This is a genomic window from Streptomyces sp. NPDC126497 (assembly GCF_040302425.1).
Taxonomy (GTDB): Bacteria; Actinomycetota; Actinomycetes; order Streptomycetales; family Streptomycetaceae; genus Streptomyces.
Genome location: NZ_JBEORT010000049.1, coordinates 11713 through 26266 on the forward strand (window position 1 = coordinate 11713; position 14554 = coordinate 26266).

General features: G+C 68.8%; 13 protein-coding genes and 1 tRNA gene. 4 read left to right on the forward strand and 10 right to left on the reverse strand.

Annotated elements, in window-relative coordinates:
- The coding region (locus ABTY20_RS20810; protein ID WP_351998495.1) for a CHAT domain-containing protein at positions 1-3768 on the reverse strand (3768 nt) is incomplete at its 3' end.
- 513 nt (positions 3769-4281) lie between these two features.
- A complete protein-coding gene (locus ABTY20_RS20815) occupies positions 4282-5115 on the reverse strand; it encodes a PIG-L family deacetylase (protein WP_351998524.1) in 834 nt (277 codons plus the stop codon).
- A gap of 848 nt (positions 5116-5963) precedes the next feature.
- Here ABTY20_RS20815 and ABTY20_RS20820 point away from each other — a divergent pair.
- Positions 5964-6311 carry a hypothetical protein gene (locus tag ABTY20_RS20820; RefSeq protein WP_351998496.1) on the forward strand — a complete coding sequence of 116 codons (348 nt, stop codon included), beginning with the start codon at positions 5964-5966 and terminating at the stop codon, positions 6309-6311.
- A gap of 140 nt (positions 6312-6451) precedes the next feature.
- Here the strand turns inward: ABTY20_RS20820 and ABTY20_RS20825 are convergent, their stop codons facing one another.
- Positions 6452-6862, reverse strand: a complete 411-nt coding sequence (locus tag ABTY20_RS20825) for a VOC family protein (protein ID WP_351998497.1) — start codon at positions 6860-6862, stop codon at positions 6452-6454.
- 76 nt (positions 6863-6938) lie between these two features.
- Positions 6939-7331: a helix-turn-helix domain-containing protein gene (locus tag ABTY20_RS20830; RefSeq protein WP_351998498.1), complete on the reverse strand. Its 393-nt coding sequence runs from the start codon at positions 7329-7331 to the stop codon at positions 6939-6941.
- On the opposite strand from ABTY20_RS20830, the gene ABTY20_RS20835 reads away from it, so the two are divergent.
- Positions 7223-7885, forward strand: coding sequence for a helix-turn-helix domain-containing protein (locus ABTY20_RS20835; protein WP_351998499.1), 663 nt, complete (start codon positions 7223-7225; stop codon positions 7883-7885). The two genes, ABTY20_RS20830 and ABTY20_RS20835, sit on opposite strands and share 109 nt — an antisense overlap.
- Here the strand turns inward: ABTY20_RS20835 and ABTY20_RS20840 are convergent.
- Positions 7849-8772, reverse strand: a complete 924-nt coding sequence (locus tag ABTY20_RS20840) for an NADP-dependent oxidoreductase (RefSeq protein WP_351998500.1) — start codon at positions 8770-8772, stop codon at positions 7849-7851. The genes ABTY20_RS20835 and ABTY20_RS20840 overlap by 37 nt on opposite strands.
- A 106-nt stretch (positions 8773-8878) precedes the next feature.
- Positions 8879-9274 (reverse strand): MerR family transcriptional regulator, encoded by a 396-nt coding sequence (locus tag ABTY20_RS20845; protein ID WP_351998501.1) that lies wholly within the window; start codon positions 9272-9274, stop codon positions 8879-8881.
- Positions 9275-10035: 761 nt separating this feature from the next.
- Between ABTY20_RS20845 and ABTY20_RS20850 the strand changes: the two genes are divergently transcribed.
- On the forward strand, positions 10036-10644 hold the full coding sequence (locus ABTY20_RS20850) for a superoxide dismutase (RefSeq protein ID WP_351998502.1): 609 nt from the start codon (positions 10036-10038) through the stop codon (positions 10642-10644).
- Between the two features lie 197 nt (positions 10645-10841).
- Here ABTY20_RS20850 and ABTY20_RS20855 read toward each other — a convergent pair.
- From ABTY20_RS20855 to ABTY20_RS20870, 4 genes are all read right to left on the reverse strand, one after another.
- Positions 10842-10911 (reverse strand) — tRNA-Ser (locus ABTY20_RS20855).
- Between the two features lie 118 nt (positions 10912-11029).
- Positions 11030-11590, reverse strand: a complete 561-nt coding sequence (locus ABTY20_RS20860) for a Uma2 family endonuclease (RefSeq protein ID WP_351998503.1) — start codon at positions 11588-11590, stop codon at positions 11030-11032.
- A 418-nt stretch (positions 11591-12008) separates the two neighbouring features.
- Positions 12009-12452, reverse strand: a complete 444-nt coding sequence (locus ABTY20_RS20865) for a hypothetical protein (protein WP_351998504.1) — start codon at positions 12450-12452, stop codon at positions 12009-12011.
- 141 nt (positions 12453-12593) lie between these two features.
- Positions 12594-12872 (reverse strand): hypothetical protein, encoded by a 279-nt coding sequence (locus tag ABTY20_RS20870; RefSeq protein WP_351998505.1) that lies wholly within the window; start codon positions 12870-12872, stop codon positions 12594-12596.
- A 691-nt stretch (positions 12873-13563) separates the two neighbouring features.
- Between ABTY20_RS20870 and ABTY20_RS20875 the strand changes: the two genes are divergently transcribed.
- Positions 13564-14553, forward strand: coding sequence for a ParA family protein (locus ABTY20_RS20875; protein WP_351998506.1), 990 nt, complete (start codon positions 13564-13566; stop codon positions 14551-14553).
- Position 14554 lies beyond the last annotated feature (1 nt).

Below are 14554 nucleotides of genomic sequence, written 5' to 3' on the forward strand. Positions count from 1 at the left end.
GTCACCGATGCGTTCGTAGACGGGCAGTTCGACTTCGCGGTGGATGCGGAGTGCTTCGTCGGTCTCGCCGCGTTGCTGGAGGATGTCGGCGATCTTGCCCCAGGTGATCGCGGTGGAGCGGGTGTCGCCGATGCGTTCGTACACGGGCAGGGTGACCTCGCGGTGGATGCGGAGTGCTTCGTCGATCTCGCCGCGCTGTTTGTGGATATAGGCGATCTTCCCCCAGGTGACCGCGGCCTCCTGGGTGTCACCGATGCGTTCGTAGACGGGCAGTTCGACTTCGCGGTGGATGCGGAGTGCTTCGTCGGTCTCGCCGCGTTGCTGGAGGATGTCGGCGATCTTCCCCCAGGTGACCGTGGTGGAGCGGGTGTCACCGATGCGTTCGTACACGGGCAGGGTGACCTCGCGGCGGATGCGGAGTGCTTCGTCGATCTCGCCGCGCTGTTTGTGGATGTCGGCGATCTTGCCCCAGGTGACCGCGGCCTCGCGGCTGGCGCCGATGCGTTCGTACACGGGCAGTTCGACTTCGTGGTGGATGCGGAGTGCTTCGTCGATCTCGCCGCGCTGTTTGTGGATGTCGGCGATCTTGCCCCAGGTGATCGCGGCCTCCTGGGTGTCACCGATGCGTTCGTACACGGGCAGTTCGACCTCGCGGCGGATGCGAAGCGCTTCGTCGACTTCGCCGCGCTGCTTGAGGATGTCGGCGATCTTGCCCCAGGTGACCGCGGTGGAGCGGGTGTCACCGATGCGTTCGTACACGGGCAGGGCGACTTCGTGGTGGATGCGGAGTGCTTCGTCGGTCTCGCCGCGTTGCTGGAGGATGTCGGCGATCTTCCCCCAGGCGACCGCGGCCTCGCGGGTGTCACCGATGCGTTCGTACACGGGCAGTTCGACTTCGCGGTGGATGCGGAGTGCTTCGTCGGTCTCGCCGCGTTGCTGGTGGATGTCGGCGAGCTTCCCCCAGGTGAGCGCGGCCCCGCGGCTGTTGCCGACGCCGGTGAACAGCCGACGGGCCTGGTGGAGCTGATCCTCGGCCTGGTCGAGCTCACCGCGGGTGATCAGCCGGTTGGCGTGTTCGTAGAGGAGGACTGCGTGACCGGCCGGGTCGGTCTGCCGGTCGTTGGTGCGGCTCTGCCGGACGGCACGCTGGAGCAGGGTGTCGGCGGAGTCGCCGTCGCCGCTGGTGACGGCCGCGTCGGCGACGGCCCGCAGCAGGGTGACAGGAACCTCGTGGCTGTGGCGGTCGAGGAGAGCGACCGCCTGGTGGCCGAGTTCGGCAGCGGTGGAGGCCGGGCCCTGCCGCAGGGCGGACACGGCCGCAGCGGCGCAGTCGGCGGTGATGGCCGGGTTGTCGGCGGCCAGAGCGAGGCGGGTCAGCTGCAGGTCCAGATCGCTGCCGCGGGCAGGGGCGGGAGCGGGTGCGGCACCGCCCCACCGGTGGTACAGCGGTTCGACGGCCAGGGTGGCGAGGGCGGTCCGTTCGTCGGAGGTGAGGGGGGCCAGACGTCCGGCCGCGAGGGCGTTGACGGCCAGGGCCGGAACGTCGGGGCGGTATTGATCGGGAAAGGCGTCGAGGAGCCCGAGGCCGCTCAGGCGGGACGCCGATCCGCCGACCGCCTCGGCGAGGACGTCGATGACGGGCTGCGGGACGGGGAGTGCGAACAGGGTGCAGGCCCGTAACAGGTCGCGGTGGGCGGGGCCGGCCTGGTCGAGGAGGGTGTCGAGGGCCAGGTTCTCGAGGAACGTGCCGATGTCGGCGTTGTCGGCGGGGAGGTCACCCCGGTGAAGGTATTCCTCCATGTCGGCGACGGCGGCTTCGGCGCGTGTTCGGTCGACCTCGCTGCTGTAGACCAGGCGCAGCCCGATGAGGTCCTGAAGTCCGGGGTTGCCGCAGCTGACGTCCAGGGCCCGCTGGGCCAGGTCGGCGCGCTGGGTCAGGTACTCGGCCGGAGCGAGGTCCTGCTGACGGCGGTGGAGTTTGCGCCGGGCGGCCGGTGACAAGGGCTGCAACTGGACCGGTTCCAGCCTGGCTTCCAGGCCGTCGAGCGTGAAGGTGTAGCGGCTGGTGATCAGCAGCCGGCTGTCCGTGAGGGCGGGGTCGAAGGCGGAGAGGACGTCGGCGAGCACAGCGGCGTGCTCAGGGTCGAGCCGGTGCGGGCCGCCGGGGTCGGCGGTCAGGATCTGTTCGAGATCGTCGATGACCAGCAGGAGGGGCTTGCCACCGTCGTCGAGCTCCTGGGCGCAGGGGCCGGCCAGCAGATCGATCAGAAGGGGCTTGAGGCGCTCCGGTTGGTGGCGCACCTCGTCGCGCCTGGCGTCGACAAGGGTGCGGGCAGCAGGGTTGGCGGCGACGGCGTCGGCGACGGCGTCGAGGATCGCCGCCGGGGTGTAGTCACCGAACACGACCGCGACGGCCCGGTTGGGATGACGGTCGGCGATCCGGGCGGCCAGGCTCGACTTGCCCAGCCGGCCCTGCCCGTGGAGCAGCACGCCGGCCTTCTGCCCGCCGCGCAGGGCCCGCAGCGCGCGTTGCATCTCCGGACGCCGGCCGACGAACATCTCCGCGGCCGCGACCGGCAACTCGTGCTTGCGGTCCAGGAACGTCTTGGTCACATGGTGCGCGGGCACCATCTGGCGCTTGCGGGTTCCCGCCACCAGAGGGCCGCCACCGGCCGGCCCCAGCCACAGCCGCGCCAGGTGCCAATCGGCGCGCAGGACCTCATCGGAGCAGGCCAGCAGGCGGCGGCGAGCACGGGCGACGGCCTCGGCCACGTCGACACGACGGCTGAGCTGCTGATACAGGTGCTCGGCGAACAGCGTGGCGGCCCGGTCGCTGACCGAGCCGTCCCAGCCGATGACCGCAGGAATCCCGGCGGCCACCAGACCGGTGGCCATCGAGTGCGCCACCGGCACGCCCGGCTCGGCTGTCGCACCGCCGCGGCGGCCGGCTCCGGCGGGAACATGCCCGGCCACGTCGGCACCGGTGGCGGTCAGACAGGCCGACACGAACGCCAGCCGCGGCCGAGGAGTCAACAGGCTCACCAGAGTGTCCGCGCTGGTCGGAAGTCCGTCACCCACATCGTCTTCCATCAACAGGACGGGGGTGGCGGGTCCGACCGGCTCCGGCCGCCAGTTGTGCAGCCCGTGACACGACAGATGAACCACCGGCATTCCGCCGAGCTCGGCCAAACGCAGCCCGAGACGCTCGGGATTGCCGGAGTCCTCGACCACAAGGTCGAGGCTTGCCTCCCCGACGGCCTTGAGAATGGCCATCTCCTCGGCCTCGTAATCCAGTTCGTGCTGGCCCCGGGGCGCCGACGCCATGAACGCCACCCCGAGCCGGTATCCGTCCGGAGCCTGCACGGGGCCCGGCCGGCCGAGCCGACGCGCCACAGCGAACGACTGCGGGGCCTCGGCCAGAAATCCGTCCTCGGGGGTGACCAGCAGCTCGAACGGAGCCCGTAGCAGTGCCCACGCAGCCGCAGACGGTCTGGCCGGCGCCACGACTTCGAACGACAGCGGCGGCGGAGCCGCGTCGAGCAGGCGCGTCAGCTGGCCGAGGTCGCCGTCGAGCCACCGGTACAACTCGCGTCCCACCCCGAGCAACACCTGTTCCCTGGAGCCGGCACGCACGGCATCCACATACCGGTCGGCGAGAGCGTTGAGCAGGTCGATGTCGGAGGTGCGCAACGTCCGGCGCGAGCCGACCCGTTGGCCGGAAACGACCAGTTCAAACCCTTGGGAGTCCACCACCAAGCCGGTAACCATGCGTCGTCCTCGAGTCGCCGATCGCCACCTGTGCAGGGGATCGTATGACAGCTCAACTGTCCGATCGGTCCCGTTCCGGCTTTTCCCACCGCGCGGCAGCGGGGATCGCGCAGTCGCCCCTGGGCCGGTACGACACCGCGGGCGGCTGCGCTGCACCGGCGGCAGCACCACCCGCCCCCGGACCGCCGGCCGAGCCCTGGCCCGCCTGCTCACCCGGACCGCCGCGGGGCGTCCGCGGACGGAGTGGACGTTCTCCTCCGGGTGGGGCCGACGAGCGCGGGTCACCGGAGACCGGACGATCCGGGCATCCCGCCCATGGCGGATTCCGGCTGCGGCGCCGCCCACCCGCCCCACGCTCCTGCCGGCCTGCCCGTCGCACTGGTCGGGCGGCTGCGCGCGGACCGGGTCATGCTCCGCGACCCCGGCCCCGCCCGGGTCCGCCGGGTTCTCGCGACGTCCGCGCGACAGCGGCCCGCAGGCCTCCCCCCCCTGCGCGGGGGCCGGACGGGCGGATCAGCGCAGTCCGGCGAAGAGATCGTTCTCGGGCAGGGCCGCGCCGGTGGCGTCCTGGACACGGACGAAGGTCTCCATGCCCATCAACTCGCCGAACCTCTCCTTGCCCATCTTGAGGAAGAAGATGTTCTCGCCCTGACTGGCGTGCGCGGCCAACGCGTCGAACTTCTGACCGCTGAACGCGGTGGTGTCCACCCATGTGGTGATCTCGTCGTCGGGCAGGCCGATCTCGGCCATCGCGGCGGCCTCGGCAGGATCCGGCTCCGGCATGTCCGGATGGAACTCGCGCATGACCTCGTCGAACCGCTGCATCGCCGAGCGGGGCACCGTGGTCCAGTACACCTTCGGCGTCAGCGCGGTCATCTCCAGCGCCGCCATCGTGATGCGGTGGGCCTGGATGTGGTCGGGGTGGCCGTAGAAGCCGTTCTCGTCGTAGGTGACGACCACATCAGGCCGGTAGTGCCGCATGAGTTCCGCGAGTCGGGTCGCGCCCTCCTGCACGGGGGTCCGCCAGAAGGACCCGGGGGCGTCGTTGCTCGGCCAGCCCATCATCCCGGAGTCGGCGTAGTCCAGCATCTCCAGATCGCTGATCTTCAGGACCTCACAGCTCGCCTCGAGTTCCCGACGGCGCAGCAGGGCGACCGCCGCCGGATCGTGCCCGGGCTCGCCCGGCTTGACGCCCCCCGGTCCGTCACCGCAACCGCCGTCGGTGCACGTCACGAGGACCGTGCGGATGCCTTCCGCCGCGTACCGCGCGAGGACCCCTCCGGTTCCGGTGGCCTCGTCGTCGGGGTGGGCGTGTACCGCCATGAGCGTCAAGGGCCGGTCAGTCATGGAACAGTCCTCCAGCAGACATACGTCGTGGTCCGAGTGCGCGGCGGGCGTGCCGCGGTCCCGGGGCCCGGATCCCGGTGGAGCCGACGATCTCGTGATCTCCGTGTCCCCCACCCGTGCGGCGCCGGTCCCCCGGCCGGTGTAACCGCGCCGGCCGGTCCGGCTGTTCCCGGCGCGGTCGTTTGTTCCCGGCGCCGGCGTCCCACGCGAACGAGGCCCGGACGGCCGGTCGTCGGCCGTGTTCCGCCCCGCGGCGACCTCGTCCGGTACGCGGGCCCGTCCGGCCAGGTCTCCCGGATCCACGCGGGTGTCGAGGACGCCGGCCACGAAATCGTCGTGGACCGGGAGTTGCCCCTTCACGTCCGGGATGCCCGGGACATGGGAGTCGTCCGACTCGACCACGACACCGCCGCCGTACCCACCGGTGATCCGCAGCAGTGCGCACCGTTCGGGCTCCTTCATGTCCCGCCCCCGGGCATTCGGGCCGGCGCCGATGCTGCGCACTCCAGAGGGCACCACTGACGATGCCTGAGCCCTCAGCCGGGGAGGCCGCGATCATGTGCGGGCGGGATCGACGCCGACCCGGACGAACGGCCGCGATGCAGCTTCGTCGGGCCCGGTCGCCTTCACCGTGGCTCCCCGCTGGATCCGGTGCGCTTGTGCGCGGCCGTGGGGGTGCACCACGGCCGCGATCTCCCGGTGCGTGGCTCCGGCCGGATCGGTCAGTGACGGTCCTACCGGCCCCTGGGCGGGCCCGGAGGGACGCTACCGTGAGGAGCGGCCGCTGGGGTTGCGGTACCCGGCTGCCGTACCGCGAGATCCGAACGGGGGTGACCATGGAACGGCACGTGCTGGAATCGCTGTTGACCGGCGATGACGAGGCGTCCGTGACAGCTCTGGCCACCCTCCGCAGCGGCGCCACCTACTGGGTGGGAGATCGGGCACAGCCCGCGGGCCGGCATGTCGGAGTCTTCGAGCGCCGCCTTCAGCGCATGCGGATGCACGGACTCGAGCCTCTTGGGCTGGAACGAGCCGTGCGGCTCGTCCGTGAACATGGGCGGCCCGTGCGCACAGGGATGATCGATTCCGCCGATCGGACATGGACCACCCTGCTCTTCCTCACCGAGGACGGCAGCGCACTGGTGGCCTGCGCCGGCTGGCCGATGCCGCCGAGCGCCAGGAAGCCACCGCCGTAGGGGTTCGATCCGTGCCTCCCCCCCCGCCGCCCCTGCTCACCGGCACGGCGGCCGGACAGAGGTGCTCAGGTACGACTCCGCTGTGCCGTACGCCGGACCCGAGGTGTGACCGTTCGCGGATGTCGGGGTGCCGGAGTGCTTCAGGCCTTCGGCTGGGTGAAGCGGATGCGGTTGCCGAAGGGGTCACGCAGACCGCAGTCGATCCCGTACGGACGCTCGGTGGGCTCCTCGGTGAACTCCACCCCCTTCTCGAGCAGCGTCTCGTAGGTCTTGCGGCAGTCGTCCGTGGTGAGGATGAGCCAGCCGCCCATGGCCCCCTTGGTCACCAGCTCGCGCACCTGCTCCGCCGTCTCCTCCGACATCGCCGGCGGGCCCGGCTTCTCCAGAAGGATCTGTCGCTCGGGATGACCCGGTACGCCGACGGTCAACCAGCGCATGAAACCCATGTCGACATCTGCGGTGATCTCCAGGCCGAGCTTGCCGACGTAGAAGTCGACGGCCTCGTCCTGGTCGAGGACGTATATCTGTGACTGCGTGATGGCGTTGAACATGACACCGACACTAGCGATCAGCCGGGACGAGAACTTATCCAAAACTGCTCAGTGGGCAGGACGTTCTGTCGGCCGGTCAGGCATGCGGCCGAGTCCACGCCATCGTGAAGCACGTCGGCACGCTCACGGCAGCCGTCTCCTTGCGGTACGTCCGGGGCGACCGGCCGACGATGTCGCGGAACGTCCGGCTGAAGGTGCCCGGGCTGGTGAAGCCGACCTCGAAACCGATGTCCGTCACACTGCGGTCGGTCTCCCGCAGCAGGAACATCGCCCGTTCCACGCGGCGACGCTGCAGGTAGCGGTGAGGGGTCTCACCGAACGTGGCCCGGAAGGTGCGCGTGAAGTGGGCCGGCGACACGTGTGCGACGCGGGCCAGGGCGGGGACGTCCAGCGGCTGCGCGTAGTCGCGGTCCATCACGTCGCGCGCTCGGAGCATACGGCGATTGGTCTCTTCTGCAGCGCGGCTCACGGCACCATCTCATCACGGTCCGCCCGGACGGAACCCGGGACGGCGGACCTTCCAGGACGTCCCGGGCCACCCCTCACCCCGGCTCCCACCCCGTCCGCCGTCGACCCGCACCGTGGAGCAGGCGCGGTGCCGGGCGTCCAGGTGGACGCGCCACCGTACGGACGTCCGAGCGTCCGAGCTCGTGCCGGTCGCCTCAACCGGCCGAGGCGGAGGCAGGGTCTCGCCGGCTTCCCGCCGAGGCACGCGGTCACCGACTCACCGAAGCGCGCGGGCAGTCGGGGTCGGCCCAGCGGGACGTGGCGACGCGGATCGGAGTCGGCGTCGCCCGGATCTCCCGGATCGAACACGGTGCGGGCGCCACCTTGGACGTCATCGCCCGCTCCGTGGAGGCGCTCGGTGGGAGGCTGGATTCGGTCGCGGACTTCGGCGACCACACCCTGCGCATGCCGGCCAGGTGCCATCAGGGCAGTGCGGCGGCGTACGGACGGCCGACGGCGTCGGACGGCCGGGGCACTTCTCATGCCACCTTGACGACGACCTTGCCCGAGGCGTGACCGTTCTCGACGGTGGCGAGGGCGGCCGGGGCGTCGGAGAGCGGATGGACCGCGGTGATCACGGGTGCGAGGAGCCCGTCGAGGGCCAGCCGGGCCGACCGCTCCAGGTTCTCGCGGTCGACGCGACGCTCGACGAAACGCCCACCGAGATCGGGCACGGACATGTCACCCACGGCGATGACGTCGCGGGGATTCCGGGCCAGCGGAGCGACCGTCCGCAGCGAGGTGCCGCCGGCCAGGTCGACGATCCCGTCGAAGCCGTCCGGAACCAGCTCGCGTGCCGCGGCGGCGACGTCCTCGGCGGTGTAGTCGATGAACCGCACCCCGATGGCCTCGGCGTGCTCGCGTTTGGCGGTACTCCCGGTGCCGATCACACGCAGCTCGCGCCCGACGGCCAGCCGGGCGACGGCGAGGCCGACCCCGCCCCCGACTCCGTTGACCAGGACCGTGGCACCGGCCGGGAGGTCGAGCTGGTCGAGCACGTCCACCGCGGTCGTCCCGGCCACCGGCAGCGTTGCCGCCACGGTCGCGGACAGCCCCTCCGGGATGCGCGCGGTGTTCGGCGCGGACAGCACCGTCGTCTCGGCGTAGGTGCCGCCACCGGTGAGTGCGAAGCCGAAGACCGCGTCACCCACCTCGAGCCCGTCGACGTCCTCGCCCCGGGCGAGCACGGTTCCGGCTGCCTCCATGCCCAGCACACGGGGAAACGGACGCCCGCCGTCGAGCCCGTCGACCAGCCCCGAGCGCAGAAGGTGGTCGAGGGGATTCACGCCGGCGACGTCGACCTGGATCAGCACCTCGCCGCGACCGGGGACGGGGTCGGGACGATCGAAGAACTCCTGTACCTCGGGCCCGCCATACCTGCCGAAACCCCACGCCTGCCCCATCTTCCGCCGCCTCTCGCATGACCGGCCCGGTGGTTCCGGGCGCTGTCGCCATCCTCACCTCTGACATCGATGTGAGGGGCAACCGGATGAGACGTGGATCACAGCATCAGGTCGACCGCGCCACCGGTTCCGGGGCCGTGGACAGCTCCGCCCGGTGTCGGCTGTTGGCCCTGATCAGCACGTCGAGTGCATCCCGGGTCTCGATCAGGTGCGTGATGTCGGCGTCGATCCGGTCGCGCTCGCGCGTCATCGCCGTGAACGTCTCCTCGGCGACGTCCAGGTCGCCCGGGAGGTCCACACACGGCAGCACGGTCGCGATCACCCTGCTGGACATACCCGCGTCGAACAGCTGTCGGATGAGCGACACGCGCTGGACCGCGGCATCGGAATAGTGACGCTGCCCCGCGCCGGAGCGTGAGCTGGCCAGCAGGCCCTGCTCTTCGTAGTACCGCAGTGAGCGCGGACTCACGCCCGTGCGCTTGGACAACTCGCCTATCCGCATTTTTGAGAGCCTACGTCCGCGTGCCCCGGGTTCGGGCAGCCGTCGGGTCATGGACGCTCGCGGGCACCCCCACGGCCGCAGGGCCGTCCTCCCGGTCCCACGACCGAGCACGTTCGTCGTACACGCCTGAGCCCTTCTCTCGGTACGCCGACAGCAGCCGTCGGCCTCGACGGCCGGCGCGAGCGCGCGGGAGCCGATGACGCGGAGGGGGCACAGCGGCTCCCGGGCCGCGCTGATCTGCCAGCACATGACCAGCGCCGGGACCGGGCCGTCGCCGACCGGCTCGGGGCCATGATCAGCGACGCCGGGGGAGGGGCCTCCGGCCAGGGGGACGTGGACCCCGCGTGGACTCCAGCGGCACGCGTGTGGCACGACCCCGGACACGACGAAGGGCCGGTCCGGGAGGGGACCCCTCCCGGACCGGCCCTTCCGCCTGTGCCCCCCCCGGCAGCCCTTCGAAGCGAGCTGTGGGCGGGAAGGTCGGCCGGCGGCCCATGGACGCGGAAGAGCTCGCCGTGCGAAGAGCGTGCTGCCCGCTGAAGGCGAGGCGCGCGGGGCCGGCCGGATCCGGCGGACGCCGGTTGAGAAGACGATCACCTTCCTGGAAGGACCGCACCCATGTCGGGTGCCGCACCACCGAAAGCTGACGGGCCGACCCCGCCGCAACTCATGCTGATGCAATCAGGACGCTGTTGCAAGTTGTTCGCAATAACGCCGTAGGCTGTCCCAGGACGATCAACTCACCGAAGGAGACGCGCCAGATGGGCACCTACGCGCTTCCCGACCTGCCCTACGACTACTCAGCGCTCGCGCCGGCCATCACGCCGGAGATCCTGGAACTGCACCACGCCAAGCACCACGCCGCCTACGTCAAGGGAGCCAACGACACGCTGGAGCAGATCGCCGAGGTTCGCGACAAGGACCAGATCACACCCACCGGCCTCGTCGGTCTGGAGAAGACCTACGCCTTCAACCTCTCCGGGCACGTCCTGCACTCGATCTTCTGGCAGAACCTCTCCCCGGACGGCGGCGACCGCCCCGACGGAGCGCTGGCGACCGCGATCGACGAGCACCTGGGCGGCTTCGAGGCCTTCAGGAAGCAGCTCACCGTGGCCACCACATCCGTGCAGGGCTCGGGCTGGGGCGTGCTCGCATGGGAGCCCCTGGGCAGGCGGCTGATCGTTGAGCAGGTCTACGACCACCACGGCAACGTCGGCCAGGGCAGCACCCCGCTGCTCGTCTTCGACGCCTGGGAGCACGCCTACTACCTGCAGTACAAGAACGTCCGGCCGGACTACGTCACCAAGCTCTGGGACCTGGTGAACTGGGAGGACGTAGCCGCCCGTTACGCCGCGGCCGCCGGCGCCTGACGGTCGTCATCGCGTCCTGGTCAAGTCCTCGGACGTCCGAGTCAGGTTCGGGACGTGCTCCGCGAGGGTGAGGAGAGGCCATCGGGTTAGGGAATGTGGCATCCGCGTGGCATTGGCGGCACGCGTGTGGCACGGACCCGGACACGACGAAGGGCCGGCCCGGGAGGAAACCCCTCCTGAGCCGGTCCTTCTCGCTGTGCCCCGGCAGGATTCGAACCTGCGACACCCGCTTCAGGAGATCCCTCCGGGCGGGGCTGTGACCTGGGGAAACGATTACCGCTGAGTGCTTGACCTGCGGAAAACGCCTCGCTGGTTCTCAGCCGTTCGCAGTGCTTCCCGGCCTCATGTGTGCCGAATGTGTGCTGCGCCGGCTGCTCGGGTCTCTCTATCGAGCGAGTCGGGCCGGATCGATGGTGAGAGGGAACGGCTCGTCGATCTGGACGGTCTGGCCAGGCAGGACGGTCGCCAGATCGCGGTAGCCGGAACCGTTGCGCATGGCGGTGTGGAGCGTGGGGGCGGGCTCCAGGTCGACGCGCCAGTAGTGCTCGATGCCGGCCGCGGCGTACAGGGCCGGCTTGAGTTTGCGGTCGGTGAGGCGGGTGGCCGGTGACGCGATCTCGACGACAAGAAGCACAGCAGCGTTGTTGAGGACGACGCCCGCCTCGGCGGCTGCTTCGGCATCTGCGACGACAAGGTCAGGGATGAGGAGCCCGTCAGGCACGCTGATGTTCACGGCTTCCAGGACCTCGACGTCCGCGCCCGCTTCGTCGGCGGCCCGCTCCAGCAGGGCGGCGAGCCGGCGTGAAGCCCGCTGATGGGGCACGCTGGGGGCGGGAGACATCAGGAGCGCCCCTCCGACGAGTTCGACCCGCTGATGCGTGTCCTCACCGAGAGCGAGGACATCGTCCAGGGTCCACGGGCCCACGTGGTCGTACGCGACACCCATGCCTCCACCCGCCTTCCGACATCTAGGCCCATGGTTGCACCGGTCGCACTTCGTCCGTGCCCCATTGCCGATGGTTCACCCGGATACGGCCCCGGACGCTCGGTGCCACCGACCATCAGACCATGCCTCGCGGAAGCAGGCACAGAGGTGATGTCTCAGCCGTTGCTCAGTCTCGTGCGGGGGATCGGGTAGTGCCAGTGACGGTCAAAGGTCCCGGACCATGATCGGTCCGGGACCTCTTCGGTGGTGCCCCCGGCAGGATTCGAACCTGCGACACCCGCTTTAGGAGTTCGATCACCGACCGCCTACGAGGGCTGCGTCCTCACTCGCGCATGTCGCCGATGGGCGTCCGGATGTGCCGGCGTACGCCCTCGTTGATGTCAGGCGTGGATGTCAGCCCCTGTGTTCGGCCTGCGGCCTAGTCGCCCGAGTGGCCCCAGAAGTGAATCTCTTGGGGGTGGCCTTCGTCGTCGTGCAGCACCGCGCACCGTCCGATCCACCGTGACCGGGGGAAGACGTCGAAGTCCTTGACGTGCGCACGGGTCAACTTGTCGGTACCCAGCAACGCGTGCGCTTCCTCGGCCGTCACGGGTTCCACGGTGTTGTAGTCCGGGGTGTCGTCAGGCCCCACGACGCGGAAGATGTCCAGGATTGAGTGCGTGCCGGCCTCCTGGACCAACTCGTCCTCCCACAGTTCCTCCAGCGACTGCGGCCGCCGCTCCCGCTCCTCTTCCGGTCGCCAGTCGCCGCCGTTGACCCAGTAGTAGTCCCCAGCTTCGAACACCTCACGCCGCAGCTGCTGAAGCGCAGCGTTCAGGTCCTCCTGGTACGGCACGTAGTAGTCCCACTCCGAAGCTCCCATCAGCCCTCATCTCCCCTACGTTTCTTTGGAGCGGCGGAAGTTAGCAGCTGGGTCTGACATCCAAGCCCTCAGTTGGGAAGCTGCGGAACGTTGGAACCAGCCAGGGCGCTGAACTGGGCGAACGGTGCTCCTGCCGTCTCTTCAGGCTGGTCCCTCTTCGCCGGGGTTCCCCGCTGTTCCCCGCTCGATCTGGTGCGCTTGCGGTGCGGCTTCTGATGTGCGGGGCAGCACGTCATCGGTTGCCGATTCGGACTCGTGCAGTGCGACGAGCTCCTTCAGGTCGTTCGCGACCATGACCTGTGCGAGGCGTCCGGCGATCGCCACGACCTCGGGCCACGCTCGCGAGGCGAGGTGTTCCTCGTCGGTGTCGTTGGGCGCGTCGGCCGTCGCCGCGTTGAGTGCGGTGCCGAGCTGCCGCATGAGGACGACCTCTGAGCCGGCCCTTCTTGCTGTGCCCCCGGCAGGATTCGAACCTGCGACACCCGCTTTAGGAGAGAGGCGGGGTGATCTGAGGGCTGAGCTGCGGCTTCGTCGACCGAGGCAGAGGGCGGCTACTCGACCGCGGGGCACCGGCGTTGACCGTGGCTGACCCCTGCATCTGGCACGGTTGTGGCACGAGCCCCAGCCGACGACAGTCAGCCACGACGGCGGGCGGGCCGACCGACCAGGCGCGCGTGTGTCTCGCTGCACCCCCACCGGCCTTCACCACGCTGTCAGTGCCGTCGCCCAGAGCAAGCAACGGCAGCCGGCACGTGTTGCTGAGTCCTCAACTTGGGAAGCTTGGGGTGTGCTGAAGCCACCGACGAAGTGACCTGCGATGGAGCGGGGTCTCACCTGTGGTCTGATCCTTGCCGCTGCCCGTAAGCCACCGGATGTTCCGCCATGTGAATGGCACGGCGATCTTCCATTACTGCAATCTGACTGTCACGAGTAGGACGGAAGAGTCGAATGAGGAGCCTAGACTCGCTACGATCTCTGGATCGAGGGGCGCGGCAAAAAGACACTCGGGAAATTGCGTATATATCCACCCATCTCCACCCTGCCTTCGACAGTCGAAAGTTGCGGGCGCTTCGGGACATCGTGAATTTGTGCGGACTATGGAGAACATTGCATGAAAATCATTTCCTTCTTCAACCATAAGGGTGGTGTCGGAAAGACCACTCTCGTCTATAACATTGGCATCGCTTTGGCGAAAACGAAGCGAGTGCTTTTCATCGATGCTGACGCGCAGGCCAACCTGACAAGCGCTGCCCTGCCCGTAACTAAAGTTGAGTCATTGTTCGGTTCGGGTGGGACGATCTATTCTTGCCTGCGCCCCGTAGTCGAGGGGTCAGGCGCTCTCAAGGTGATTCGCCCGGTAAAAATCAGGGATTCTGCCTGGGTCCTACCGGGGGACATTCGATTGAGCGATTATGAAGAGTTCGCCCCCACGGGGTGGACTGAGGCTCTAGCGGGTCAGCCGCGAGGTTTCCAGGTGAGTACGGCCATCTATCGGTTGATTATGGAAATCGCGTCTCAAGTCTCGGCTGATTATGTCTTCGTTGATCTTGGGCCGAACGTCGGAGCGCTAAACAGAAACGTCATAGTTGGTTCAACCGGATTTGTGGTGCCCCTCGCCCCAGATCTCTTCTCGCTAACGGCGCTACCTAGCGTTGGTAAGAGTGTTGCCAACTGGATTGACGAGTGGGGTACAGCGAAGAGGGCAATGGAGAGAAGAGGTTTGGAATTTGATTTCGAGCTTCCGCCGGGCCTTCCGAGTCCGCTCGGTTATGTGAGTCAACAGTTCACTGTTTATCGCGACCAACCAGCAGAGGCGTATAAGCATTGGAATGAGCGAATGCCCGATGCTTACCAATCGGGAATTGTGGCATCTCTAGGAGGTGTCGGGGTGCTTCCTCCATCAGGTGCGGCATCGATCGGCGAGGTGCCCAACCTCTCTAGTTTGGTGCCTATTGCTCAGCGGACACACAAGGCTGTATTCGAACTGAATGGAAGCGAGGCCCGGGGTGCACATTACACTCGGGCTCGAAATGCCATCAACCTCTTCAGTTCCCTCGCTGATGAAATCTCTTCGCGCGCTGACGAAGTAGCGGACAGGTGAT

What these genes read in the sequence shown, in the direction of transcription:
- ABTY20_RS20850 (WP_351998502.1), top strand. Translation starts at nt 10,036, where the DNA reads ATGGGCACCTACGCGCTTCCCGACCTGCCCTACGACTACTCAGCGCTC.
- ABTY20_RS20875 (WP_351998506.1), top strand. Translation starts at nt 13,564, where the DNA reads ATGAAAATCATTTCCTTCTTCAACCATAAGGGTGGTGTCGGAAAGACC.
- ABTY20_RS20860 (WP_351998503.1), bottom strand. Translation starts at nt 11,590, where the DNA reads ATGGGTGTCGCGTACGACCACGTGGGCCCGTGGACCCTGGACGATGTC.
- ABTY20_RS20865 (WP_351998504.1), bottom strand. Translation starts at nt 12,452, where the DNA reads ATGGGAGCTTCGGAGTGGGACTACTACGTGCCGTACCAGGAGGACCTG.
- ABTY20_RS20815 (WP_351998524.1), bottom strand. Translation starts at nt 5,115, where the DNA reads ATGACTGACCGGCCCTTGACGCTCATGGCGGTACACGCCCACCCCGAC.
- ABTY20_RS20825 (WP_351998497.1), bottom strand. Translation starts at nt 6,862, where the DNA reads ATGTTCAACGCCATCACGCAGTCACAGATATACGTCCTCGACCAGGAC.
- ABTY20_RS20845 (WP_351998501.1), bottom strand. Translation starts at nt 9,274, where the DNA reads ATGCGGATAGGCGAGTTGTCCAAGCGCACGGGCGTGAGTCCGCGCTCA.
- ABTY20_RS20870 (WP_351998505.1), bottom strand. Translation starts at nt 12,872, where the DNA reads ATGCGGCAGCTCGGCACCGCACTCAACGCGGCGACGGCCGACGCGCCC.
- ABTY20_RS20840 (WP_351998500.1), bottom strand. Translation starts at nt 8,772, where the DNA reads ATGGGGCAGGCGTGGGGTTTCGGCAGGTATGGCGGGCCCGAGGTACAG.